This is a genomic window from Leptospira stimsonii (genome assembly GCF_003545885.1).
Classification (GTDB): domain Bacteria; phylum Spirochaetota; class Leptospiria; order Leptospirales; family Leptospiraceae; genus Leptospira; species Leptospira stimsonii.
Genome location: NZ_QHCT01000006.1, coordinates 102,656 through 128,255, shown reverse-complemented (window position 1 = coordinate 128,255; position 25,600 = coordinate 102,656). Strand labels below are relative to the sequence as shown.

Below are 25,600 nucleotides of genomic sequence, written 5' to 3'. Positions count from 1 at the left end.
AATGATTAATTCGACCTACCGAAAAAATTTGTTAGGTGGTGTATTATATATCGGAATTTTTTCCAATCGACGCTGTATAACGTGTCAAGATTGTAATGAAGCGGAGCGCTTAATTATAAATTGGGAATAGCGGCCCGGAGGAGGATCTAAAAGAACGAAATTATAACTCTAAAAGTGACTTTATGATGGCAAAAAAACGCTTACGGTTGAAAGGAGCTAAAGAGAAGAATCCAATCGTTACTCATCCTTTCATGCCAAGTCTCTTCCGGAAAAAAAGATCCGCCAGCGAGCTCTAAGACGGCTTTCATGTATGGTTCGCCGGGATCAAAATCCTTACCGTCCAAATGAATCGATCCACCCCATTTTTTTTTCGCCTGCGTATGAGAATAGACTCCTCTCAAGGATTCAACTTTTTCGTTGCTGAGAGGGATTTTAAATTTTTCGGAAAGTTCTTTAACAAGACGGACTACGGCCTCCGTTTGTTCTTTGTTTGCGAGAAGCATCTCCGTATCCTTACCGACGATTTCCACCTGAAAACAATTCGCATTTGTCCCTGTAGCCGCGGCCGCGGTGTCAAAAATCGAATCCAAAAGTTGATGGATTTTGCCGTCTTTATCCGCTAAGAAAGTCGCGGATAGATTCCGTTTTTCTAATACTTCTAAAGTCTTTTGATAATCCGGAATCGCAGTATAATGTAGAACGATACAGTCGGGTCGGATCGTTCCACGATGATTGTATCGCAATCTTTTGTCCTCGAAAGATTTTCCATCCGCGGTCTTTTCAATGGAGTTCAGTTCGATCAAAGGAGCTGGAGAAATTCCTCTTCCATGAGAATATGATTGGACGATTTTTTTTCCCGTCGAATCGACGAACTTTTCTTTTCGGATGACCCAACCTTGGATAAAACGATCCTTCCATTCGGTTTCGGGATAGAATTTTCCTTGGATGCGGGAAAATACCGTGGAGAGAATTTTTTCGCCACCACAATCACTCGTATCGATAAATCTTCCGAATTTTTTTTTGCTCTGAGAATGTGTAAAGACCCCTTTTCCCGAAGCGATGTCGAAGTTATTTAGAGGAATGGAATATTCTTTGGAAAGATTTTGAATTAGTTCGGTCAGAGCTTTGAGCTGAGCTTCGTTTTTGAGGACGGATTCTCCTGAACCTTCCCAGGAAACGTGGATCGCAAAATCGTCCATACCCGGCGCGGCTCGATAAAGAATTTTGCCGGGTTCTTCAACTCCATACACTGCACCGTTTTCCAAAACGAGAAAGTGAACCATCCAACCGGAAGATTTACTCTTCTCCAAGTATTCTTCCGCCCTGAGGGAATTCGTATGATGAAGTAGAATCGATTTTACTCGAAAGGACCAACGTTTTTTTCCAATGGAATTTAAAGAATCTTGATCCAATCCTAAAGTGAGGAATGGAAGAATCGAATTTTTTCCCGGAGTAAAGGTGGGAACTTTTTCGACGGAGGCGCAGGCGGATAACACGAAAATAAGAGCAAGAAGCGACCTCGGAAAGGAAACACTCATACGTTCGAAACCTTCTCTCTGAGACGAGTCAGATCTTCTCTTAACTTTTCCAAAGATCTGGAAAGCTTTCGGTGGCGATTGATCAAATCAGAATATTCAGATATTTTAAAGTCTTTTCCGTTTTTCTTCTTTTCTTCTTCCTCCGGTCCTAACGGAATCCCGCTAAAAATTTCCGAGGAAGAATCGAATTCCATCGTGAGTTTTCGATATTCTGCCCAACAGGAAGAAAAGAATTCCGGAGATAATTTTGTCTTAGAAGATTCTAACTGTTTTTCGAGCGCTTCCTTTGCCGTTTTTAAAAAGGAAAAAAGAGATTGGTTGTCTTGGATGACTTCGTTTAACGATTCTTGGAGATGTGCTAACGTTCGTTCTTTGGAATGAAGAATTCCCTTCTTCGCTTTAAAATAAATCAGATAAATGAGGATGATAGAAACGATGAAAATCCCGGAAAAAAGAAAAAAAGTCCTCTTTTCATAGATCCATTCGAGGGTCTCCCATTGAAACAAATCCGGGTCATAGGCGGCGATAGCCAGTCCGGAAAGAAAAAGAAGGAGAACCGAGAAAAAGACCGTTCGAAATGTCATTCGGATTCATGACAGTTTTTTCGCCCGACTTTGTCAAGGAAACCTTCTGGATCAAAAGAAAAGCTCCGCCTGGGTTTAAGATCGACTCCGACTCATTCCGATACTCTTAGAGATGGAAGGATCTACTCCGAAAGCGGTTGCTCAGTCCAAAGTGGTGAACTTTGGACTTTATAAGATTAAAAAAACTCTCCGAGAAGAGGGTTTTGAAGTTGTGGAAAAACCCGACGGAAAGATCACACTCGTGATCCGCGTCGGAAAGGAAAAGCAAAGTTAGACAAGCTTTGCCAATCCAAGAAGAAAACTACCAACTCCTAACATTCCCACCAAAATCCAGCGAGTCTGAGTCGAGATCGTTTTGTGAATTTCCGTAATTTCGGTTTTTATTTCCACCCTAAGATCGTTAAAATCGGTTCGAAGCCGATTGTGTTGATGCGATACTTCCTCTCGAAATTTACTCTGAGAATCCTGAATCTCGGAACGAAATAAGTAAAATTCTCGGGTCGTATCCAGTTTCCACTGACTCATTTCATCCCGAAGAAGATGAATTTCCTCTTTGGTTTGAAGTCGCATACCACGAACATCTTCTCGAAGTTCCTTGATCTCTTCCTTAAAAAAATAAGTTTCCTTCTGAAGCCTTCTTTCAAAACGGTTGGAAGAAAAACCAAGGACTTCGTTTCGAAACTCGTTTAGAGTCGAATTTAGAAATTTACGGAATTGTAGAGAACCATCCAAACCGAGAATTTCTTCCAATTTATTCGGAATTTTATTTACCCAAATCATAGGAGTAGATTGCTCTTTGATCGAAGTCTGCTCAAGCATAATTTTTTACCTCTTAACCGGAACGGTTCTCGGGTGGCGCCGAAAGAAGACGGATTTCGAGATCATTTTGAATTTTTTTTAGAAAATGAAAAAAATGTTATATTGTTAATTTATAAAAGAAACTAAATCTTTCCAGGAAGGAAAGGAATTCGTAAGAAAAAAAGGAAATGAAAAGTTTAAATAGGGGAATTTACCGCTCGGTCAGATCTTCGTTTTATGAACGTGCTAAGTTTTCAGTTTAATAATTGGTCGCAAGCGATCTGCGGTCTATATTTGTAAATTCATGTATTCTTTATATTCTATAAATATCATATACTGAGAATCGAAGAAGGTTAAAAAGAATCCGGATCGGTTTCCGGAAGTTCAACTTCTTCTTTTTTTGGTTCGGGTTTTAAAAAGTCCGGACATTTTTCTTGAAGACGTTCGTGGACTTTCCACTTGTCACCTGCGAGAGGCATAACGCGTAAGTAGATTCTATAATTGCGAACGGAACCTTTGCAATAGCCGCCTTTGAGATAGAGATTGCCAAGAAGTTTTCTGGCTCCTGGATGAGCTGGTTCTAACTCTATGACTTGATTGGCAAGACGCACCGCTTTGTCTGGATTGTTGGCCGCGAGTTTTCTGGCTTCTTCCCAAGCGGGAACGGTTTCTTTTTCATACCTTCTATAAAGATCCACATTCCCCATCTGGAACAATCGAAAGATGATCGCATCTTCCTTTCCGTTTTGGCAGATTCCATACCAGACGTCTTCCTCTCTTTCCGTAATCCGGTTGGCGCGGATTCCCGCGAGTTTCGAACCGTCGACACAACCCGTAGCTTCAAAAAGATCTTTCATCGCTTGGGGGGAAGTCGCGAGAATTCTTCTGGCTCCGTTTTCGAACGTTGCGATCTCATCTTCCGGAAGAGAATCCTCCGGATTGGGAACGTCCAAAAGGCCGGACAAAACTCTGAGTTTGATCGAAGATTCTAAAACCCATTCCGGAAGATTTAACGATTTTAAAAAGACGTCTTCCTTTTGAAAAATTCTTCTATAGACGGAACAATCGGTCAACGTTAGAATCAGGGAAGAAAATAAGAGGAAACGTATGGAAAGGGAGAAAAACGATCTTGAGAGGACTTTTTGATTTGCCACAATAGGTAACATGTGATTTCTCAACAATAGAATCAATCAGGAATCTATGATCCAAGAACTGAAAGCAGATCTAAACGGCAAGGGACAAAAACACTGCGTGATTGTTTCCCGCTTTAATGAATTCATCACCGAAAGCCTTTTGAAAGGCGCTCTTGAATCCTTCCGGATGCACGGAGTCAAAGAAGAAGATATCACCGTAGTACGAGTTCCGGGCGCCTACGAAATGCCCGTGGTTGTCGCGAAGGCGGCCGCTTCCAAAAAATACAACTCGATCATCTGTTTGGGCGCGGTGATCCGCGGCGCGACCGCTCACTTTGATTTCGTAGCGGGAGAATCCGCAAAAATCGGTTCGATCGGAGTTCAGTATTCCATTCCGGTTGTGTTCGGAGTTTTGACAACGGACACGATTGAACAGGCGATCGAAAGAGCAGGGACCAAAGCCGGAAATAAGGGCGCGGAATCCGCGACCACGGCGATTGAAATGGTCAACCTCCTCTCCCTTCTTTAAATGTCAGCCAGACGTACTTCCCGCGAAATCGCCGTAATGGCACTTTACCAATTGGAACTTACAAAACCTCCGCTCAAGGACGTTTTGAAGTTCAAGTGGTATGATAAAAAAACAGAACAAGAAGAAAGGGATTTTGCCATTTCCATCGTAAATGGGGTTGTGAAAAATCAGGAACAGATCGATACTCTGATAAAGAAGTATTCCAAGAACTGGGACTTTTCCAGGATCAGCGTCGTGAATAAAGCGATTCTTCGTTTGTCCGTGTATGCATTATTGTACACTTGGGAAGTTCCGAAGAAAGTTACGATCGACGAAGCGGTGGAGCTTACGAAAGAATTCGAAAGTGAAGAATCCGCGCGGTTTGTAAATGGAATCTTAGACGCAATTCTCAAAAACGAAATCAAATCCGATGGATGAAAAAGAAATCCGAAAAAACAGGCTGTTCCTAGAGGGAATCGAGGAAAAAGAACTCTATTTCCCCGAAGACAGAGAGCCTGTTCGGATTCGCAGATCATACAATAAACTTCTAATATTTTGGATTCTTCTCGGAGCCGTCGTCTTAGGCGGACTCGGGTTCGCGGTTTACTACCAATTCTTCCGTTCTCCTTCTCCCGGTTCCGAATTTGCCGGCGGATTTAACAAAGATCTCGTTCAGAATAAATCCGATATCAATCGTCTTTTGGAAAGACCGTATCTTCCGGACGGAAACGCGAATCCACAACTCACAAAGTGTATCAACCTTTATAAGGAACGATTCACGAGACAAGCATTCGATTATTGTAATGAATTCTTAGATTCTACCGGAACTCAGGAAGAAAAATCCATCGCACTCACCGTTTTAGGTGTGATTCACGACGAGAGCGGGCGTTATCCGCAAGCGATCGAACGTCTTCAAAAAGCGGTTCAATTTGATCCGAAGAATTTTTACGCTTACTATAATCTCACTCTCGCCTACAAACACGCCGGAAGATTTGCCGACGCGAGAATGGCCGCACTCAAAGCGAAAGAAATCGCGCCGAACGATCCGAGAATCTCCTTGCTCGCCGGAAATCTTTTTAACGAATTAAACGATCCCGACGCGGCGATCGACGCCTATAAAGAAGGGCTTTCGCAATCTCCGGACGATATGTATCTCACTTACAATCTTGCGGTGAGTTATTTTAAAAAAGGCGAGATTCCCCAAGCCGAAGAAGAATTTAAGAAAGTCGTAATGAAGTCTCCTTCGGGGAGATTGGCCGCTCTCTCTCATTCTTATCTTGGGAACATCGCCTACAACAAACAGGATTATCCGAGCGCGGAATATCATTTCCGTCAGGCGAGCGCGCTTTCTCCGAACGAAGCCAAATATCTCTACAACCTCGCGGTCGTTCTTCAGAAGAACGGAAAAAAAGAAGAAGCACTGAAATATCTGGAACTCGCGAGAGACGCGGGTGCGAACGATCCTGAAATCTATCGTCTGATCGCCGAAGGATTTTCCAATTTGAATCAAGGGGAAATGTCGATCTCCGCGCTTCAGAAGAGTTTGAAATACAATCCGACCGATTTGGATTCTCTCTTTCAACTCGCGGAGGCTTACTATAACAAAGGCGATCTTCTTTCGGCGGAAGAAACATACAGAAGAATCGTGTCTTCCACTCCGGGTGATAGTTTTACGGAAACTGCGTTGATCAACTTAGGCGTGGTTCTGGATCAGATGGAACGTTATGGAGAAGCGATCACGGCTCTGAATCGAGTGCTCGAGCTCAATCCGAAAAATGCAAAGGCGTATCATACTCTCGGTCTTGTTTATAAACATTCTGGAAACGGAACTCTTGCGATCGAAAATTGGAGAAGGTCTACGGCACTTGAACCGGAGAACGTGCAAAGCAGAGAAGCTCTGGGGGATTATCTTCTGGAGAATAAATTCTTCCGAGAAGCGGTGGAAGAATACATTGGCGTGGTAAAGCACAAAGACGACGCGTATAAGGTTTATCTCAAGATGGCGGAAGCCTACATGGGAATGCAGGACGATTCCAATGCTGAGAAAATCCTATTAAAAGTTTTGAATACTTCGAGGGATGGAAGCGATCTGAAAAACGCCCATAAAAAACTCGCTCTTCTTTATAATAAATCCAAGGATCCGGATCTCAAAAATCGAGCGAAGGACGAAGCGTTTCGTTCCGCTCACATGGATCCGGAAGATATGGAAGGTCGTCTCGTACTTGCAAAAATTCTAATAGACTCAAATTCGATTTTGGATCGTGAAAAGGCGATTGACGAATTGACCGCGATCGTTCGTTCGGACGTAAGACCGAAGACAGCCGCGACGGCCTATAACTATCTCGGAATCTGTTATTATAAAAACGGGGAATACAAAAGGGCTGTGCGCTCGTTTCAGAGTTCGATCGACTTGGATCCTTCTCTTTCCGAAGCGTATGAAAACAAACGCGCGGCGTCCGCGGCGTTGGAAGAATCCACTCGAAGGGAGGGATTTTTCTGAGGAATCTCTTCACAAAGGTCTTTTTTGCTTTTATTCTCACCATTCCGATCTTAGCGGCGGAAACACCTAAAGACGAATTCAAAGAAAAAGTATTGAGTCCGGGTAAGGCACAAGCGAATGCGATTTCCGAAATACGCTTTCGCAATCGATTGGATCTCGTTAAAGAATTACTTCCGATCTTTCAGAACGAATCCACGGAGGAGAAAGTTCAACTCGCAATATTGAAGTTATTCGGGGAACTGGATGATCTGGACGGTCTTGCTCAAAACTGGGTCAATGTTTTAGATTCTGCCTTTCAAAAGACGACTAACGTAACTCTGAAAAAAGAAATTCTTCTTTTAGCTGAAAAGAAAAAAGAGAAAAGATTGATCTATTCGGTGATTGCGGCGTTTACCGATCCGGAAACCGAAGTGAGGCTTTTGAGTTACAAACTCATGCAACTTTTGAAAGACGATCGCGCTTTGCCGATTCTTTTGGACATGTCTCTTTCCAAGGATCCGGTTCAGAGGTTGTACTTTTTAGAATCTTCCCTGATCATAAAAGACGAAAGAATTCAGAATCAAATTCATAAACTGGTAAACGACGAAAGCGCGGGCGTGAGAAAAAAATATCTCATCGCGATCAATCGTCTCGGGATGAACGAAAAATTTTCTCAGTTTCAGAAATCTGCGACGAGTGATCCTGACGACGACGTTCGACTTGTGGCGCTTGAAATTCTCAAAAACAAAAGAAACCGTCAGAACATCTCTCTCTTTTACAAGGGTTTGAACGACGCCAATCCGGATATAAGAAGAGTTTCTTTGGAAGCGCTTCTCATCTTTCAAGACAAACAAGGGGCAAAGGCGATCTCCGAACAATTGACAAAAGAAGATACTCACTTTCTCAAAGCGCGGATGATCGATCTTTTGCTGGATCTCGGAAACAACGGAGGAGGTCAGGGAATTCTCGCCGTTTTAACAAACGGAGAAGAAACCGAACTGAGAACCAAGGCCGCTTACGCCGTGGGAAAGTTAGGCGCGAATACAAGTTCTGCGGAACTCACGAAAATTCTTTCCGAAGAAAAAGAGAACATGGTAAAATGGCAACTGATTCATTCTTTGGGGGAACTCAAAGATAAGAATGCCGTGCCTGCGTTACTCGTCCTTGCAAGAAATCAGCGAGAAAAGTTGAATCTGAGATTGGAAGCAGTCGTAACGATACGAACGATCAACGACCCGGAAAGTCTTCCTTCCTTATTTGAAGCGTATGTCTCGGAAACCGAAAAGTCTCTTCGTGTGGAATTGGAGAATGCAATGCGGGAAATCTTGAATCTTAAGTTTCCTCCGAGAATGCCTTAAGAGGTTTTATTTGTTTTCCATTATCCCTCATTTTCACTTCTCACTTTTTACACATATGCTTCAAAAAGAATTTTTTTGATTCTTGATACGAAGTTAAAAATCTGAACGTTATAAAAATGTGTGAGTGAAAAATCTTAAAAATTTCAAATGACTCCGATAATCAGCCGTCATAAAAATGCATGCAGGCCTGGTTTCGAAAATTCCTACATGCGAGTTTATTGAGTTCTGGAGTTAAAGATCGCTACACGTTAAAAAAAGTGAGCATATCTCGGTGAGTATCTCATCGTAATAAAATTCTTCTAATATACAACAACATCTCTGCAGTGACATGGAACCGGAAAATATTTGCTTGCGAAGTGGATGCGAGATTATTGGAATCGCTTTCCGTAATTCGAAAAAAAAAGTATCATCATTACAGAATATTCAAATATACTCATTCAATCCTCTTATAGTAACCCAGGGAAACATTCGCGAAAAGGCCTTGTTCGTGAGCCCTGTGAAGACCTAATAACCCGTATTGATTTTCAAAGGCGACCGGATTCGGAGAATCCGTCCAGACGTTCGGCCAAAAACGAAGAGAAGGTTCGATCATCAGACCTTCCCCGCCGCCAAACGGAAAAAAACGATAATAAAGCCCGAATCCAACGGAGCGGGTTCTATAATGATGTGTGGATCCAGGCGTGACATATTTAGCCCCATAGAGGAATTCTGATTCGATCGCCTTTTGCACAGTGAGATCCAGAAAATTATTTGTAGAAGCGTATGGGGGAACCCAATTCTGAAAACCGGTCCCTTGAATCGGAAGATCGGATCGAATTCCCAAAGCCTGAGAAAGATAGAGTTCATCCGGCTCAACATTGGAATGAACTCGATAGTAGTGTTCTTTGACCTCGAGACGGATATCAAAGTTGGGAGTGAAGAGATAACCGATCCCGAAGCCGGTCGTATAGGGAAGATTCACTCTGAGATCTTGCTTTCTCTCACTTTCATTTAAGCCCGCTCCCCCTGCGGCGTCTAAGTTGAGGTTGGAGCCATGAGAATATTCAAACACAAATCTCTTCCCATAATAAGTCCCCGCGAGATTCCAACCTCCCAGGATTGGTTGCGAAAGCCCCCCTTGAAGAGAGACACCTTCCGCGCTCAATGCGGAGAGACGGGATAAAAAGAAGATGAAAATTAGGGTTCTGATTACGATCCTTGACATAAGGTTTCCTCCGAATGGAAAATAATTTACCTTAGAATCAAGTTCCAGTCGCCCCGCCCCATGGGGTGGAACCCGTTTTTTTAGGAGAAAAAAATGAATCTGGATTTCGGATCCTTTGTGATAGGCGGGGGACTGCTCCAATCCATTCTTCTCTCCTTATTCTTTTTTAGCTTAAAACAGAAGGGAAGCGAGAGCCGATATCTTGGATGGGCTTTTCTTCATTTGTCCTTGTTGTTTATGATCGGTTTGGGATTTCATAACGGTTGGGCTCTCGAGTTTCCTCATCTTTCAAGAATCGGATTTCCCCTTGGAGCGCTTGCGGCGCCGATCTTCGCAGTTGCACTGCAGAAGTATTTCGGATATCCCAAAGATAAAATCTGGACTCGCCTTTCTTTTTTAATACCTCTGATTCTCTTTTTGTATTCGATACCTCATTATCTTCTAAGCCCCGAAGAGAAATTAAAATATATCTTAGAAGATAGAATCTCTCCTCATACCGAATGTATTCGAATGAGTTTAGTGACTCTTTCTTCCAACATTGTAATTTTCGGAAGAATATATCTTCGCCTTGGACAACTCGGGAAGGAATTCCCAGCTTCGGTTTTTAGGGAAATATTTGTTTTTCGAAAGTTTGTGATGCTTTGTGTGTTTCTACTTTGTATTTCCTTTATATTATTCTTCATTGATTCTCGTTTTAGAGCTGAAACCGTATCGAATGCCGCTCTTTCTTTTTGGGTGATAGGGTTTGCTTGGTTTCGAGTCTATGCGGAGAATTTTGAAACTGAAAAAACGGATTCGAGCGGAAAGGAAGAATCCAAATACAAGAAATCATTGTTAAGCGAAGAGGCGGTTCGGGAAATCGGTCAGAAAGTTTTTCAGAATCTCAATTCCAAAGAATCCTATCTCGATCCGGAATTCGATCTCGGAAGATTAGCCAAAGATCTCGGAATTTCCACTCATACGGTCTCGCAGGTAATCGGTCGATATTTCCAAAAAAGTTTTTTGGAACTCTGCAGAGAATACAGAATTCGAAAGGCGCAGAAGCTTCTCAAAGAAACGGATCATCCCGTTTTGAGAGTCGGTTTGGACGCGGGTTTTAACTCGAAAACGAGTTTTTTACGAGCCTTCAAAGAAGAAGAAGGAATCACACCGAGCGAATACAGAGAGAAGTTTCGGTAAGTTTTCCGTCATTTCGAATCATACTTTCTTTCAAAATGAATGAGAATCAAAGTTGAGTCCGGCTTGTGGAATCAAAACAAACAAATCCGTATTCTCTAATTCGATTCTCATTTCCTTTTAATAGTTTCAATACAAAACTAATGAGAAGAAAGAAGGATCGAATCGTTCCGGATTTCAAATTCGACACTCATCTCCACTAAAAAAGAGTTCACTTCTCAGAGTGTTTTCTGCTTCTCTGGAGGCTATGACAGAAGCAACAAACCAAACCTCGACGGAACACTATCGCAAACTGGAGAACATGTACAACGGCGCTCCGGTGAACTCTTATTTTAAACCTCTTTTGACGATCGGAAAAGGAACCGCGGAACTCAAAATAGAAATCCGAGAGGACTTTTTTCACGCGGCAGGATCCACGCACGGAGTCGTCTATTTCAAGGCGGCGGATGACGCGGCATTTTTCGCCGCGAATTCCCTGGTAAAAGGAAACTTCGTTCTAACTTCCACTTTCCACCTAACATTACTTAGGCCAATTCAGTCCGGAGTCTTGACCGCGAAAGGATCCGTGATTCAAAATGCGACCCATCAGATCATAGCGGAATCGATTCTTATGGATGAAAAGGGAAGAGAGATCGGAAGAGGAATCGGAAACTTCGCGAAGAGCACGATTCCTTTGACACCGGAGATCGGATATAAATTGTAGTGCTGTTTTAACGGCAAGGTTCCATTTTCAAAAGAAGAAATGAATCTTGGTTTTTTAAAACCGTTCAACGATCTAAAAACTTTCCCTTCGGCTTGTTCTCAATTTGCAACACAACGGATGTTAATACTACTTTGTTTGTCTTGAGTCGTCATTGTGCCATCGAGAAAGGAAACTACGATTCCGCTGGATAAAAGATTCGAGTAGCTAGTCGAGCTCCAATACAGCCCATTTACCGTATTGGGAAAGGAAGCAGAAATACTAGGGGAAGTCGTAGAATAATCGACAATACTTAAAAGCTCGTTGACGTTCGGCAATCTCCAGTCGTTTCTTCCAGCAAAATTCGCTCCGTTCAAAGCGCCGCAGGCTCCGATCGCGCCATTCATATCGTTGGTAACCGCTAAGAATCCACATGTCGTGGGAGCTTGTCCGTTTGAACATTTCTGCCAAATGAGTCCGGTGTTCTGATCGGTTATCGAACCGTTTCCATTATCCACAAAGGCGAGGGAAGGTGTTGCGTTTCCTGCCACACAACGAATATTCAATGCGGTCGCTTTTGAAGAGGAGGTAACATTCATTCCAATGACGTTGCTAAAGTTGACGGTCCAAATATTGGCGGCGTTTCCGGAATCCGCAGAATTCGTCATATAATTGAAGCCTACAGAAGTATTTGGAAAGGACGCTACATCGACTTGAGGAGCGTTCGAATAATGGAGAAGGGAAGCCAATTCTTTGACAGTTGGCAGTCTCCAGTCGGTTCTACCCGCATAACCATTTCCTCCGTTCAATGCATTTAAGGCCCCACAGCTTCCGGAAGGAAAAGGAGCTGTAGTTGCCGTTGTCCATGTAAGCTGGGTCGAAGCGCCCGTCCCACAAGTTGCCCCCGATCGACCTTCCGGACAACTTTTCCAAGTCAGCCCGTGAAATTGATCCAGTGTTGTATAATCGTTTGAATAGACGCAGTGTTGTGTGGGGGCAGAGAAAGATCTTGCATTGGGAATATTATTAAAGGCGCCGTCCAATCCGGTTCCTAAACAGGCAATTCCAATTCCGGTAGTATTCCAGCAACCTGTTTGTCCCGTATCGATAATACCTCCCGGATTGAATACGAAAGCCGGTCCAGGACAAACGTTAGGACTTGAATTCGAGTTTCCTGAGTCGTTCGTAGTATTCGAAGAATTTAATTTTGTTAAGTATTGGAGCATTGCGTACGGAGGATCCGGTTTTTCCGGAGGCCGCACACATGCAAGTTGTATGGAAAGAATCAGACCTAAAATCAAAACTTGAAACATAAGAAACCCTCAAACGGAAAGGAACAATTTGAATTCTTAAAAACTCGCGAAAGGTTTGCGTAGAATTTTAGAATTATCTCTTTTGCTTATGAATTACAATCTTGAGAAGTCATATTTTCAGAATAAAGATTTCAGGTTATATTATGAATTCATTGTAAATGGGAGTGGAAGATTGCCTTCTAGGGAAGGACTTCTAAGGAAATAATTTCTTAGGAACGGAAGATATTTTTGATATCGAAATGTTTGAACAAAGAATAAATTTCGTGATTTCTGGGAAATTCGAATTCGATCTGAATTCAAAGAACGCAGATCGATTCGGAATAGAATTTGTTTTAGAATCACTTTTGAAGTGGATTCTTTCTGTTCGAAACGGAAAAAAACGAGCTCAAAGTTGAGCTTGCAATTCTAAAGTTTGTATTGGTCTTCTTTCTTGAAGTAATTTAAATCTCAGTTCTTTAGGAGAATTCTCTTCAAATTTTAAGCAGGCTCGGCGAAAAGAAGAAGGAGAATTGAATCCACAAGCCAAAGCGATTTCCAAAAGATTCATCTCTTGATTCATCAAAATCATTTCCTTTGCGGCTTGCAATCGATGATAGTTCAGAAAATCGGAAAAGCTTAACTTCTTATAGTTGTTCAAATAGTAGGAAGCTTGATGAACGGACAATCCGACATAGGCGGAAAAATCCGGTAATCGAATTTCTTCGTCCAAGAATTCTCGGTTCAATACAAATCTTTCGATTTTCGATTCTATAATTCCGATATCCATTCCTTCGATTAAATTTCTGGAACTGATTTGAGTGAGGCTTTGGGTTTCTTGTCTAAGAATTTCGGAATCCAGGTCCGATTCTTCTTTTGGGATCAGATCGACTGGCAAATTCCTTCGCCAAAATTCCGGAAAATTGTATTCGAGTATGAAAAAATAAACCACGAAGAATCCAGGAACGGAAACGGAAACGAGAACCAATGTTTTAGATCCGATCCAAAGACCGATGGTATGTGCAACGATGGCTAGCGCCACGCCGAAATATTGCATCGGGTAATTGTAATAGATCGCCTTCATTCGATTTTTTCGTATGTAAGAAGCGATTGAAATTCCGAAAGACACCTGTAAAAGGGTGATGAGAATTTTTCCGATGTAAATGAGAGAATGCAAATTTTCTACAAAAGAAGAAAGAATCAAAATCGTTGGGAAACCGAGAAAGGCGAATAGGCTATACCGAAGGGGGTCTTTTAGATATCCTAAGATATGTAAAACATAGAATGCGGAGGAAAAGCTCGCACAAATCGCAAAGCCAAAAAAATACGAATAAAATATTCTGTGTTCGTTGTTGAGTAGGGTTCCGATCGGTTGGGTAACATAGGAAAAAGCCCTTCCTTGACCTACGATACAGAAGAAAACACTCAATAAAAAGATTCCTCGAACTAAATTCAAACGATCCGATTTCGCTTTATAAATGCCGGAAATTCCAGTTAAAAAGCTAATTGCGATGCTCGCCGAATAAAAATATTCTAAATACCGATTGATCCCATTGTTTAAGGAACCTAGGTAATTTAATAAATCCAAATCTGGAAAAAAACCCATCGTAACACTCCTGTTCTTGTCTTTCGCTTTCCTCTGCTCCTGAGTTTTGAGACGCAGAGAAAGCTTCCTCTTCATCGCTTTTTAAAAAGAATAAGTTTACTTTATAAAAAACAAAACCTTCGTTCCTTAAAATTCATTCTACTTATCTTTGTTTGAGAATGAATGGAAAGAACTTAGATTTCTTTGATAAACTTACAAGTATTCAGAGCAAAAATCCTTTCAGTATATAAATTGAAGAAGGATTCTGAATTACGTTATTCTTCTCTATCCATAAATGTTTTTCGTATATGATAATTTAGAGTCACAAATTGTTAAGCGAAGTGAAGTTCGTAGCAAAGAAGTCCAGAAATGGATAGGATTATGGCAAAGATAAGAAGAAGTTGAATTCAATTCTTATACGTTTTACAATAAGCATTGAACTGCCGCTTTTCCATTTTCTTTGGATTTCTAAGCAAATATTCCTTTTTTATACGTCTTTTTTTGAGGCTTTCCGGTAAAATAATTTTTTCCTTTTTTGCCGGAGTCTTTCTCTAAATTCTCGTTCGAATCCATCTTAAAAGCCCTGTCTGAATGACATATTTTTTAAGATGGCGCACGCTGAGCTTTGCATACTGCGTCGATTTTTTTCTATAACTTGTTCTACGAAATATATTTCAATCTTAGCGGTTCGAAAGGAATTCTATATTATAAAGTCAGCATGTGTGTTCTGCCGAAGAACTCTACTCAACTCGAAAGCGTTTTTTTTGCCCTCTTTTTTAAACCGAAATCAAGTTTTGGATTTGTTCTTCCAGTAATAGCCGATCCTTCTCTTAAACTTGAACGTTTGTTATACAACGTCCAACTTCGTTTTTGGAAAAAGAAAAAGAGATTGAACTTTCCGAACATCTCGTATAGAACAAATCCACTTTCGTGGTTCTGGGTTTCTTATATACATTTCGATTCTTATGAGATTCACTTTCACTGCTTTTCGTTGGCTTGGCTTTATTTAGTTTGCTATGATGTTTGAGTGATTTGAGGAAGTTCTTCGAGATAGATTTGCTGTGAAGCAGTTTGTTGTCGCTCATCTTTGCTTCGCAAAAAGCCAACGCTTTGCTTCGCGGCTTTTGGCTTGGCTTTATTTTGTTTGCTATGATGTTTGAGTGATTTGAGGAAGTTCTTCGAGATAGATTTGCTGTGAAGCGGTTTGCTGTCGCTCATCTTTGCTTCGCAAAGAGCCAACGCCTCGCGGCTTTTGGCTATCTCGCTCCCTATGGGTCGCTCGATAGGAGTTGTGTATGAAATACAAATGGGTTGTAGTCGCAAATCGATCCGAAGCAAAAATTTATGAATACAAAGGTTCGCGAAACGGTCTTGAACTTTTGGAAAGCATTGAAAATCCGAAAGGAAGAATGAAAAATCGGGAGCTCATTCTCCAAGCTTCCGGTCCCGGAAAAAGTGCAAAGGCGCAAAGAGTTGCTTTCGATTCCGAATCCGTTCAAGAACCGAAACGTAGGGTTGCAGAAACCTTCGCGAGTCAGATCTCGGAAAGAATTTCCCAAGGTAGAAAGTCCAATCGTTTTCTCAGCCTTGTCCTTGTTTCCGAACCTCGTTTTCTCGGGATGCTTATGGATAAGTTGGATCGTCAATCTCAGTCCATGATCTTTCATAAGATGGCGAAGGATCTCGCGACATCCGATAATCGTGGTATTCTCTCTCACCTGAAAGGAATCTTAGTTTAGAAAGTTTTTCTTTCCTTTTTTTGAATCCGATTTCGATCTTAAGAATGGAGGATTCGATTCTTAAGATCGGTCGAGTTTGCGTTTACGCGATTTATAAGTTTTAGATCGGTTTTTTGGAACCGTCTTCTTCTTGTTTGTCTGACGCTTCTTTTTTGTGAGTTCGAAATCCTAGTTCTTTGTCCTTTTATTTTCGCAAAAAACATAGACAGAATCATCTCGTTTCGATTATCTATTTTTTTGATTTCGTTTTATCTCCTCGATTTCTTCTTTTTTTTGAGAGATACGGATTCTTCTTTTTTATCCAATAAGAATATTTCGGAGAATTGAATGATTAATTCAAAAGGAAAATACGTTCTTTCCATCGACAGCGGGGGAAGCGGGATTCGAGCCTTTTTACTCGATCGCAAGGGAAAAATCGTCGAAAGACAGTATGAAAAAACTCCTCCCAATATTCCGGCCCCCGGGGCCCTCGAACACGATCCGGAAGTCCTCTGGAAAGCGCTTCTTTCACTTCTGAAGAAAATTCAAAAAAAGAAAGAACTCGCAAAGGAAATTGCAGTATTAGGAATTTGTAATCAACGAGGTTCATTTCTTCTCTGGGAAAAATCTTCCGGAAAACCGCTCACACCACTGATCAGTTGGGCCGATGTCCGTTCTTATAAAACCGCAGATGAGATGAATCAGAATTTTATCTGGCGTTTGATTCGTCTTGTTTCTACTGTGATCGGGAATCTTACCAATCATCCGATGATGATTGCGACCTCGATGCTTAAGTTTACGACCGATCACGCGACCTGTCGTCTGAAATGGGTTTTAGATGAGAATCCGGAACTCAAAGCACGTTGTAAAAAGGGAGAGGTTCTTTTCGGAACCTTGGACACTTGGTTTATTTATAAACTCACCGGCGGTAAGAATCACCTTACCGATTCGTCTAACGCCGTCGCTACGGGAATGTTCAATCCGTTTCAGTTGATCTGGAACAAGCCGATCTTTTCCATTTTCGGAATTCCCGCGAATCTCTTTCCGGAAGTAAAGGATAGTAACGGAGATTTTGGTCATTGTCTTCCCGAGTTTCTCGGCGGAAACTCCGTTCCGATCCGCGCTTCGATCGGGGATCAGATGGCCGCCCTTTTTGGTCAGTGTTGTTTCGAACCGGGAGAAGTAAAAATCTCCCAGGGCTCCGGTGCCTTTGTCGATATCAACATCGGACCCAAGGCGAAACTTTCCAAGAGGGGACTCTTCCCGATGATCGCTTGGAGACTCAATGGTCAAACGACATATATGTTAGAAGGTTTTGTCGCAACCGCGGGAACTCTGATCGATTGGCTTGGAAAGGGAATCGGACTTTCCGATACGCCGAAGGTCTTGAACGAACTCGCCGCACAAGCGGACGATACGGAAGGTGTCGTCTTTATTCCGTATCCAACGGGCGCTCGTTTTCCGTATTTTAATCCGAAGGCGAAGGCTTCTATCAGTGGCCTTTCTCTCGCGACTCACAGAAGACATATTGCAAGAGCCGTCCTGGAAGGAATCGCTCTGAGTCTCTTTGAAGTTTTAGAAGGAATTCAAAAAGATACAAAAGTGAAGATCAAAGAAATCAAAGTCGACGGCGGTGTTTCTCAATCCGATATCCTTCTTCAATGTCTTGCAGACTTTTCTAATATGAGAGTCAATCGTGCTCCTGAGCCGGATATGACCGCGACCGGTGCGGCGTATCTTGCCGGTCTCGCGGTCGGATTCTGGAAGGACACAGAAGAACTCAAATCCTTACAAAAAGGATACAAGACCTTCGAACCGAAGATGGATCCGGAAAGACGAACTCAAAAATTGCAACGTTGGAAAAAGGCGGTCTCTGCGACGCTTTCGATCGAGTAGGATTTTTCGATCCGATTGCTTTGCGTACGGCGCATCGTTTATCCGAAGGGAAATTTTTCGGAGGGAGTTCGATTTGGAAGACCCGATATTCGACAAGATAAGGTTTTCAAACTTTCGAAATAAAATGAAGAATTTTGTCTTCTCGAGAGGGAGTTACTTCCTTGCCTCTTCGGAAAGGTTTTCTCCCCTTCGGTGTGATCTTCGTTCTTTATTTTTAATCGTAAATCACGACCTCACCTCCGAAATTTCTTCTTGGGAGAAGAAAGAAAAAAGATTCCGAGTTTATAACCTAACGGGAAAATTGTGAGGAACTGCAACGAGAATCGTGAGTAAGAAAGGATTTTGTAGGAGTTCCTACACGGGATTTTTTTCTTGCAAAATTAGGATTCTGTGATATAGGAAAGTCGCCCGATTTTCCCGCCACCTCACCCCACCACCCGAAATTTGGGAGGGGCGCGCGGCTTTCACGGTGGAGCGTCGGAGTTCCGACAGCTTTTCGTCTGAATCGGATAACTGGTGAGTAAGGTTCTGCTCTTTCGAGGACTCGGCTTTCGTCCATCGGTGACACAAGCCACCAGATTGCGAAATGTGTATCACAAATCTTCGCGACCAAAGGTAATCCTAAGAGTGAGGACTTGGATACAGATCTATTCTTAGACGCGGACTTATCGATTCTTGCGTAAGAATGGGGTTTCTATTTCGGTAATTGTAAGAATATTAGAAAAGAATAATCTATTTACTCCGATTCCGATTCCAATTACTGAATCGGACGCGGGAACACTTTGGGAAACTTTACAGACATGGATCGGATCTAGAAAACGAATGATTCTTTTTCAAAGATATACAAAGCGCTCGAAAGAAAATCTGACAAAGGAACGGAAGAATCTCTGAAATGTGTTGGTTGAATTGTCTCTTCAAAAAATCAAATCCACCTAAAAATCCTGAAGACGAATTTATTGTGACGCTCAACGAAGAATCCGTAAGAGTGGAGCATCCGAGGAGAAAAACGGAACAGATCGCTTGGAAAGAGATCGAAGAGATTCGATTGATCAATACGGACGCGGGGCCGTTTGCACCGGATATTTGGCTGGCATTGATCGGTAAAAATAGCGGTTGTTTGATTCCGAGCGCCTGCGAAGGTTATAATCGAGTCTATGAAATCGTTTCAAAATACGAAGGCTTTCATTTTGAGAACGTCATTCAATCGATGAGTACAACCGAGAACGCGGAATTTCTTCTCTGGAAAAAGTGATTTCTATTGAGAGAAACGAATCGAACTGATAACGGTAGTGAGCTCTTTTACGAGATATTCAGCCGGCACCTCATCGCTGTTATACGTGAGTAGAATCATTCTTTTTTTATTGGCGATCATATAAACCATCCAAAATCTGTCCTCTTTTACGAACTCGCAAGCCATGATCTTGCTTCCTTCTTCGTTTTCAAAGTCTGCGACTTTGTCTTCTTCGAAGTCGATTTCGTGAGTTTTTAGATATCGTTCCAATTCTTCCTTGAGAATATAACTTCCCACTTTGTTTTCGAATGCGTAGACTTGAAGGGCGCCGCTTCCGTTTTCTTCGAAAAACGCAGGAATTCCTTCTATTACCATTTGTACCCAGTGGGCGGGAACCACCATGGAATACCAGCCGTTCGGCGATTTGTAGAGTTTGTATTCTGGAACTTGAGACATGAAGAGCTCGGATGGATTCTACCAAGATCTTTTCTTGGAATTTTCGGGCAAGCAGCTTCTAATTCTTGACAATTCGGAATTTCGATTATTTTTAACCTGTGCTCGCGATCTTAAAGAATCGTAGAAGTCCATTCTACTTAGCCACCACTTTTCTTATTCTTCTATTATTCGCACTTCTCGCTTCCACGCTCGCATTTATCTTTACCGGGGTTTTGATCTTAATTCTTCTTATCCATCCTCTGCTTTTGAACTGGATCGGCAAGTTGTACGGACAAGAGGATATTGCGGACGAGGTTCACTTTGCAAAGACGAAAGACGGTTGGAATTTGGCGCTTCACAGACACATTCCTCCTCAACCGAATCGTCAGCTTGCGCCGGTTCTTGTAGTTCACGGAATTGCGACGAACAAGTATGTTGTCGATCTGGACAGAAGACATTCTCTTCCTTATTATCTAAAGCTCAGAGGTTACGAAGTATTCGCTGTTTCTCTTCGAGGTTGTGGAAGATCGTATTACGAAAGTCCGACCCGTTACGAAGACTTTACCTTCGACGATATCGTCAAATACGATGTTCCCGCGATGATCGATAAGGTGAAGAAGATCACGGGAGCGGAGCGCATTTCCTACGTGGGTCATTCCATGGGAGCGATGATTCTTTATTCTCATTTTTGTATTTCCGAGCCGAAGGACACAAAAGACATCGGTGCCTTTGTTTCCTTGGGAGGACCGGGAAATCTGAATCATATCGGAATTACTCTGATCGGTCTTCTTTCCAGGTTTCCTAGAGCGAGAAAGATGTTGGATCTAAAATTCGGCGCATCGATTCTCGCACCTTTAGCCGGAGAACTTTATACTCCGATCGATGAAATTCTTTATAATCCGAAAGTGACTTCTTCACGAACGGTAAAGAAGATCATGAAGAATGCGATCGAGAACATCAGCGACGGCGTGACCGAACAATTTATGCGTTGGATCGAAACCAAAGAAATGCATTCTCTCAACGGCTTTTACGATTACGTTCGTCTCCAAAAGAAAATCAATGTTCCTTCTCTCTTTATTGCGGGAGAAAAAGACGTGATCGCGACCCCGGAATCGGTTCGTTCCGTATTCGAAAACGCAGGGACAAAGAAAAAAGAATTCAGAGTGATCTCGAAGGCGAACGGATCTTCGGAAGATTACGGACACGCTTGTCTTGTGATGGGCGATCGCGCGGACGACGACGTCTTTCAATACGTAGAATCCTTTCTTCACAAATACGGAACCCGGTCTCAACCAGGTTTCGCAAATAAAATCAAAGAGGGTTTTCTTTCGATCTTTTCCAGGTTTCGCAAATCTTCCTCCCTTTAATTCTGCTGTACTTTTACGTAATCTGGATTATGTCATGCCTATTTAATGGGCATATTTTTCCAGATGGCCTTTTTAGTATTCGTTATTTATAAAAAGAAGGCAAAAAATCCCTAATTTCCCCCTGGTACGTTTCTTGCAAAAGAAATGCAAAGAGAAGCGAATTCAAGGAGTGAATCCTTTCCTTGGAGTGTGCGGGATATGATAGAACTAAAACTTGGTCAACGTAAGGTAGTCAGTTTCCGGGGAAACCACAAGGTCGTAGGTGGTTTGACCGAAAAAAATAAAATCGATATTCTCCTTTATATTAGTAAGGAGTTTGCATCGGTTGATAAACACGACGAACTCTATAATTCGGTAACAAACATTTGTAAGGATATCTTCGAATGTGACAACACTACTTTAAGAATCTGGAAGGACGGTATGTTGGTGCCCGTTCGTTATCTTCGAGAGACGACTCCTCCACGCAGAAGCGTCACCGTAAACGAAGGTTATTCCGGTCATACGTTTAAAACGAAAACGTCTCTTCTTGTGCAGAATCTTTCGTATCATCCGGAGTATATCGACGAAGGAGAAGCCACTCTTTCCGTTATGTGCGTTCCGATTCTTTATAAGGACGAGGTCCTCGGAACGATCGCCGTCGAATCGGAGCACAGCTTTTTTTACATCGAAGACGATATCGAAATTCTAGAAGCATTGGCTTCTCAACTGGCACTTGCTCTTACCTCCGTTCGTTTGATCGAAGGTCTTGTGGAAGCCAATCAGAGAGAAGCGGGAATTCTCAAACAACTCGAGTTTGATATGAAGATGGGCCGCAACGTCCAGAGTCAGATCATCAACACGAACATCGCTCCTTGGAACGGAATTCATTTCGGGACGTATTACGAACCGATGACCGAAGTTTCAGGAGATTACTTCGACGTTGTGCGACACGGGAATGCTGTAACGGTGATCATCGCGGACGTTTCGGGACACGGAATTCCCGCGGCTCTTGTTACGATGTCGATTCACTATCAATTCAGAAGATGTACTTCTCTCGGTCTCGGACTTACCGAAATTCTTACGGAATTGGGAGAATCGATCCGTCCTCAGCTTCCGGAAGGAACATACTTCACCGCGTTTATTTTAAGAATCTACGGAGACTATTCTTATTCTTACGTGAACGGCGCGCATCAAAAGCTGATTCATTTTAGAAACGATACAGGAGTGATCGACGAACTCGATTCGAACGGGGTTCCTATGGGAATTTTCGAAGTGAATCGGAACAACTTTGAAGAGAAGCAAGGCCGTATCAATCCTGGAGACATCCTGATTCTTACGTCAGACGGAATCGTGGAACAAAAAAATCCGGAACGTCAAGAGCTTGGTAACGCAAGGTTTTTGGATTGGGTGAGACAGGAAAAACAAACCCTAGAAGAACAAAGAGATCGTATCTACGTGGGAGATTTGGTCGATTCTTTGATTTCTAGATTCAAAAGATACAAAGGAGAAGCAAGAAACGGAGATGATATCTCCATCATGGCTCTTCAGTGTAATCCGCTTTTGAATAAAGCGAAGTCCATGATGAACGTCGCGAAAACCGCGGCTCGCGAGAAAAACGATTCTCTTGCTTACGATAAGGCTTTGGATGTTTATTCTCTGGACGATTCGATCAAGGACAGCCTTCTTCTTCTCGGAAGAATGTATTATAGAGACCGCAACTTTCCGAAGGCGATTCAGTTCTTGGATAAGTTCGTAAAAACTTCCGGTGAAGATTCAGCTTACATTCATTATCTGATCGGAAGAGCGTATTACGAAACGGAAAACGTTCACGAGGCCAAACGGTCCCTCAAACGTTCTCTCGCGATCGATCATACGTATTCGAAAGCGAGTCTGCGCTTGGCAAGATGTTATCTGAAGGACAATCAAAGTCCGAAGGCGATCAAGGTTCTTCAACAAGGAATCAAGAGCGCTCCTACTAACGAGTATCTAAAAATTTCTCTCAAAAAGTTGGAAGACTTGATGCGTAAAAAGGAAGATCCGTCTCTTCTCGGTGAAGATGACGACGAGACAAAACTGGCTGTTTGACTGGAATGATTTAAATAAAAAAAGGAGATAAGTTATACTATGCGTTGGTATTTTGTATTAATCCTCGCTCTGCTGTCTACAGGAGTTTTTGCCCAAGACGCTCCTATAGCGGAAGCCGCGGCCGCCGTCCCTGATCCTGCGATCAAAGCAGTGAGTGACGAGCTGGCCACCTTGAGGTCCGAGACCAATTGGCTCTGGACTTGTATCGCCGCGTTTTTGGTTTTTTTCATGCAAGCGGGTTTTGCTTACGTGGAAGCGGGGTTTACTCGAGCTAAGAACGTAGTGAACATCTTGATGAAGAACTTCATCGATTTCTGTTTCGGTTCGATCTTTTTCTGGCTGATCGGATTCTCCATTATGTTCGGACCTCAGATTTTCCCCGGTTTTGGAATCGGAATTCCCGGCCTTGCGGATTCTCTGATCGTAAAAGAAGGAAGTCCTGACAAATGGGGATTCGCATTCTTAATCTTCCAGATGGTTTTTGCCGCGACCGCGGCGACGATCGTATCCGGTGCGATGGCGGAAAGAACGAAATTCGTTTCGTATATTATCTTTTCTGCATTGATTACCGCGTTTATCTATCCAATGTTCGGAAGTCTTGCTTGGGCCGGACTTTGGGGACTCGGTAAGGGATACTTAGAACAAATGGGCTTTATCGATTTTGCCGGTTCTACCGTGGTTCACTCGGTCGGAGGTTGGGCGGGTCTTGCGGGAGCTCTGATCCTCGGACCTCGGATCGGTAAGTATCAGGACGGAAAGTTGTTCCCGATCTTAGGACACAACATGTCTATGGCGGCCTTGGGAGTTTTTATCCTTTGGTTCGGTTGGTTCGGATTCAACCCCGGTTCTACGACTTCCGTAAGCGGTGGAAACTTCGCGGTGATTGCAGTGACGACGAATATGTCGGCGGCCGCGGGCGCCTTGTCCGCGATGATCGTGACTTGGATTATGTTCAAGAAGCCGGACATCGGATTATCTCTGAATGGAGCTCTCGCAGGTCTCGTAGCGATTACTTCTCCTTGTGCGAATGTGAGCATTTCTTCCGCGGTGATCATCGGTCTGGTAGCGGGAATTCTTGTGGTTCTGAGCGTTCTATTCTTCGATCGAATCCATATCGACGACCCTGTGGGAGCGGTTTCGGTTCACGGGGTTTGTGGAGCCTGGGGAACTCTGGCCGCGGGTCTTTTCGCTCAAGAAGCGTATGGCGGGGTCAACGGTCTATTCTTCGGAGGAGAACTGTCGGTGGTTTTGGTTCAGCTTACCGGAATTGGGATCGCGTTCGTTTGGTCTTTTGGAGCGAGTTCGATCATTTTTCTCGCCTTGAAATATACCGTCGGATTGCGTGTCTCCGAAGACGAAGAGATCACCGGTTTGGATATTCTGGAACACGGGAACGAAGCCTACCCGATTTCCAAATAAGAATAAGAAGGACCTTCTTCTTAGAAAACGCCGGGAGAATTCTTTCTTTCGGCGTTTTTTTGTTTCTAGTTTTGAATTTTGCCCAGGATCAGAAATCCAAGGAGAATGGCTTTCTTCGAGAGAAGGTGGACGGAACTCCGGAACGCAGGTGTTTCGGAAGAATTCAAGAAGAATTCTTCCTACAAAGAAGTGATTCTTTTTATTTGTGAGAGTTCCCACATTTTCCCGAAATGCCCCGGACGAGAAAACGGGAGGGAAGTTCCGTCGATCGGTTTTCCCTAAAATCTCTTTTCATTGACGGAATCCTTTTCCGTCTCAAATTTGATGCATGAGCCATTTTTACGGCCGATTGTCCAAGTTTTTATTCTTCTCCTTTATCCTTTTATTTTTTATCAATTGTTTTGATTACGAGGAAACGGTCACGATCAATCACGATTTTACGGGGACATTAGAAGTTTCTTATGTTGTTCCGACCCGGAGAAACTCCGACGAATCCTTGATCAAATTTCTTCCGACTCGAAAGGATGAGATTTCCAATCGCCTCAACAAAGGTTTTTTTTCTAAGAATATCGTTCTCAAGGATTATTCTTTTCAAAAGATCGTGACTCCAGAAACGGATCCGAGTCTGTTTCGTGAAAAAGCCAAGGTCTATTACAAGGTAGAATTTCAGGATCTTTCTCAGATCGAGGATGCGATGCTGGGGAAGGTTCAGGTTCGAAAAAAGGGGAATACGATCTATGTTAAGAGAGAAATTCCGACCATAAGCAGAGGCCCCGAAACTCTCAAAAAAGACGGGGAAAAGAAAATTTATTCGGAAACGTTACGGCTTCTTCGGACGAGTTCGATTCTTTTCAAGGTGAATTTTCCGATCGCTTCGGTTTGTCGTTCCAATCGGGGAGATGTGAATCTCGGAAAATTGAGCTATCGTCTTCCGTTAGCCGAAACGATTGAAAAGACCGGAAACAATTCTTGGGATTATAGAATCACCGTAATCTATTAAAAGTGTGAGTTCCTACTTTTCCTAAGGTTTCTCTGCCAGATCCGGAAGAACGTAAAAATTGGACCGACAAATCACCCCGAAAAAAAAATTCTGGAAAACGAACTTCAAATCTGATCTTGCAAACAAGTTCCATACATTT

22 protein-coding genes and 1 pseudogene are annotated in these 25,600 nt (G+C 42.7%); 14 read left to right on the top strand and 9 right to left on the bottom strand.

Features of this window, described 5'->3' with window-relative positions:
• Positions 1 to 200 precede the first annotated feature (200 nt).
• Together DLM75_RS18870 and DLM75_RS18865 are read right to left on the bottom strand one after the other, a co-directional pair.
• On the bottom strand, positions 201 to 1,538 hold the full coding sequence (locus DLM75_RS18870; RefSeq protein ID WP_118970053.1) for a peptidoglycan recognition protein family protein: 1,338 nt from the start codon (positions 1,536 to 1,538) through the stop codon (positions 201 to 203).
• On the bottom strand, positions 1,535 to 2,122 hold the full coding sequence (locus DLM75_RS18865) for a hypothetical protein (protein ID WP_118970052.1): 588 nt from the start codon (positions 2,120 to 2,122) through the stop codon (positions 1,535 to 1,537). The genes DLM75_RS18870 and DLM75_RS18865 overlap by 4 nt, the downstream gene beginning before the upstream one ends.
• Before the next feature lie 112 nt (positions 2,123 to 2,234).
• On the opposite strand from DLM75_RS18865, the gene DLM75_RS24470 reads away from it, so the two are divergent.
• A complete protein-coding gene (locus DLM75_RS24470; RefSeq protein ID WP_167731786.1) occupies positions 2,235 to 2,396 on the top strand; it encodes a hypothetical protein in 162 nt (53 codons plus the stop codon).
• Here DLM75_RS24470 and DLM75_RS18860 read toward each other — a convergent pair.
• Entirely contained in the window at positions 2,393 to 2,941 is a 549-nt protein-coding gene (locus DLM75_RS18860) for an LA_3696 family protein (protein ID WP_118970051.1), read from the bottom strand. The two genes, DLM75_RS24470 and DLM75_RS18860, sit on opposite strands and share 4 nt — an antisense overlap.
• 332 nt (positions 2,942 to 3,273) lie before the next feature.
• Entirely contained in the window at positions 3,274 to 4,086 is an 813-nt protein-coding gene (locus DLM75_RS18855; protein WP_118970050.1) for a tetratricopeptide repeat protein, read from the bottom strand.
• A 34-nt stretch (positions 4,087 to 4,120) separates the two neighbouring features.
• Between DLM75_RS18855 and ribH the strand changes: the two genes are divergently transcribed.
• Genes ribH through DLM75_RS18835 form a run of 4 tightly spaced genes read left to right on the top strand, consistent with a single transcriptional unit; the run spans position 4,121 to position 8,398 of the window.
• Positions 4,121 to 4,582, top strand: a complete 462-nt coding sequence (ribH, locus tag DLM75_RS18850; protein WP_118970049.1) for a 6,7-dimethyl-8-ribityllumazine synthase — start codon at positions 4,121 to 4,123, stop codon at positions 4,580 to 4,582.
• Complete coding sequence (nusB, locus tag DLM75_RS18845; protein ID WP_118970048.1) at positions 4,583 to 4,999, top strand: transcription antitermination factor NusB; 417 nt, start codon at positions 4,583 to 4,585, stop codon at positions 4,997 to 4,999. It abuts the gene before it with no gap.
• Positions 4,992 to 7,061 (top strand): tetratricopeptide repeat protein, encoded by a 2,070-nt coding sequence (locus tag DLM75_RS18840; protein WP_118970047.1) that lies wholly within the window; start codon positions 4,992 to 4,994, stop codon positions 7,059 to 7,061. The genes nusB and DLM75_RS18840 overlap by 8 nt, the downstream gene beginning before the upstream one ends.
• A 47-nt stretch (positions 7,062 to 7,108) precedes the next feature.
• Positions 7,109 to 8,398, top strand: coding sequence for a HEAT repeat domain-containing protein (locus DLM75_RS18835; RefSeq protein WP_429945498.1), 1,290 nt, complete (start codon positions 7,109 to 7,111; stop codon positions 8,396 to 8,398).
• 433 nt (positions 8,399 to 8,831) lie between these two features.
• On the opposite strand, the gene DLM75_RS18830 is transcribed toward DLM75_RS18835, so the two are convergent.
• Positions 8,832 to 9,602 (bottom strand): hypothetical protein, encoded by a 771-nt coding sequence (locus DLM75_RS18830; protein ID WP_118970045.1) that lies wholly within the window; start codon positions 9,600 to 9,602, stop codon positions 8,832 to 8,834.
• 93 nt (positions 9,603 to 9,695) lie between these two features.
• Here DLM75_RS18830 and DLM75_RS18825 point away from each other — a divergent pair, with 93 nt between their 5' ends.
• Together DLM75_RS18825 and DLM75_RS18820 are read left to right on the top strand one after the other, a co-directional pair.
• Entirely contained in the window at positions 9,696 to 10,781 is a 1,086-nt protein-coding gene (locus DLM75_RS18825) for an AraC family transcriptional regulator (RefSeq protein ID WP_118970044.1), read from the top strand.
• 244 nt (positions 10,782 to 11,025) lie between these two features.
• A complete protein-coding gene (locus DLM75_RS18820; protein WP_118970043.1) occupies positions 11,026 to 11,481 on the top strand; it encodes a PaaI family thioesterase in 456 nt (151 codons plus the stop codon).
• A 98-nt stretch (positions 11,482 to 11,579) separates the two neighbouring features.
• Here the strand turns inward: DLM75_RS18820 and DLM75_RS18815 are convergent, their stop codons facing one another.
• From DLM75_RS18815 to DLM75_RS24465, 3 genes are all read right to left on the bottom strand, one after another.
• A complete protein-coding gene (locus DLM75_RS18815; protein WP_118970042.1) occupies positions 11,580 to 12,770 on the bottom strand; it encodes an Lcl C-terminal domain-containing protein in 1,191 nt (396 codons plus the stop codon).
• 385 nt (positions 12,771 to 13,155) lie between these two features.
• Positions 13,156 to 14,352 carry a helix-turn-helix domain-containing protein gene (locus DLM75_RS18810; protein WP_118970041.1) on the bottom strand — a complete coding sequence of 399 codons (1,197 nt, stop codon included), beginning with the start codon at positions 14,350 to 14,352 and terminating at the stop codon, positions 13,156 to 13,158.
• Positions 14,353 to 15,345: 993 nt separating this feature from the next.
• Positions 15,346 to 15,549: a hypothetical protein gene (locus DLM75_RS24465; RefSeq protein ID WP_167731783.1), complete on the bottom strand. Its 204-nt coding sequence runs from the start codon at positions 15,547 to 15,549 to the stop codon at positions 15,346 to 15,348.
• 77 nt (positions 15,550 to 15,626) lie between these two features.
• Between DLM75_RS24465 and DLM75_RS18795 the strand changes: the two genes are divergently transcribed.
• From DLM75_RS18795 to DLM75_RS18775, 3 genes are all read left to right on the top strand, one after another.
• A complete protein-coding gene (locus DLM75_RS18795; RefSeq protein WP_118970038.1) occupies positions 15,627 to 16,070 on the top strand; it encodes a host attachment protein in 444 nt (147 codons plus the stop codon).
• A gap of 327 nt (positions 16,071 to 16,397) precedes the next feature.
• Positions 16,398 to 17,945, top strand: coding sequence for a glycerol kinase 5 (locus DLM75_RS18790; protein ID WP_118970037.1), 1,548 nt, complete (start codon positions 16,398 to 16,400; stop codon positions 17,943 to 17,945).
• A gap of 892 nt (positions 17,946 to 18,837) precedes the next feature.
• A complete protein-coding gene (locus DLM75_RS18775) occupies positions 18,838 to 19,197 on the top strand; it encodes a hypothetical protein (RefSeq protein WP_118970034.1) in 360 nt (119 codons plus the stop codon).
• Positions 19,198 to 19,200: 3 nt separating this feature from the next.
• Here DLM75_RS18775 and DLM75_RS18770 read toward each other — a convergent pair.
• A pseudogene (locus DLM75_RS18770) lies at positions 19,201 to 19,718 on the bottom strand (hypothetical protein).
• Positions 19,719 to 19,730: 12 nt separating this feature from the next.
• Between DLM75_RS18770 and DLM75_RS18765 the strand changes: the two are divergent.
• The 4 genes from DLM75_RS18765 (at position 19,731) to DLM75_RS18750 (ending at position 25,461) form a co-directional block, all read left to right on the top strand.
• Positions 19,731 to 20,978: an alpha/beta hydrolase gene (locus tag DLM75_RS18765; RefSeq protein WP_118970032.1), complete on the top strand. Its 1,248-nt coding sequence runs from the start codon at positions 19,731 to 19,733 to the stop codon at positions 20,976 to 20,978.
• A gap of 198 nt (positions 20,979 to 21,176) precedes the next feature.
• Positions 21,177 to 23,042, top strand: coding sequence for a SpoIIE family protein phosphatase (locus DLM75_RS18760; protein ID WP_118970139.1), 1,866 nt, complete (start codon positions 21,177 to 21,179; stop codon positions 23,040 to 23,042).
• A 39-nt stretch (positions 23,043 to 23,081) separates the two neighbouring features.
• Complete coding sequence (locus DLM75_RS18755) at positions 23,082 to 24,461, top strand: ammonium transporter (protein ID WP_118970031.1); 1,380 nt, start codon at positions 23,082 to 23,084, stop codon at positions 24,459 to 24,461.
• 328 nt (positions 24,462 to 24,789) lie between these two features.
• A complete protein-coding gene (locus DLM75_RS18750) occupies positions 24,790 to 25,461 on the top strand; it encodes an LIC11874 family lipoprotein (protein WP_118970030.1) in 672 nt (223 codons plus the stop codon).
• Positions 25,462 to 25,600 lie beyond the last annotated feature (139 nt).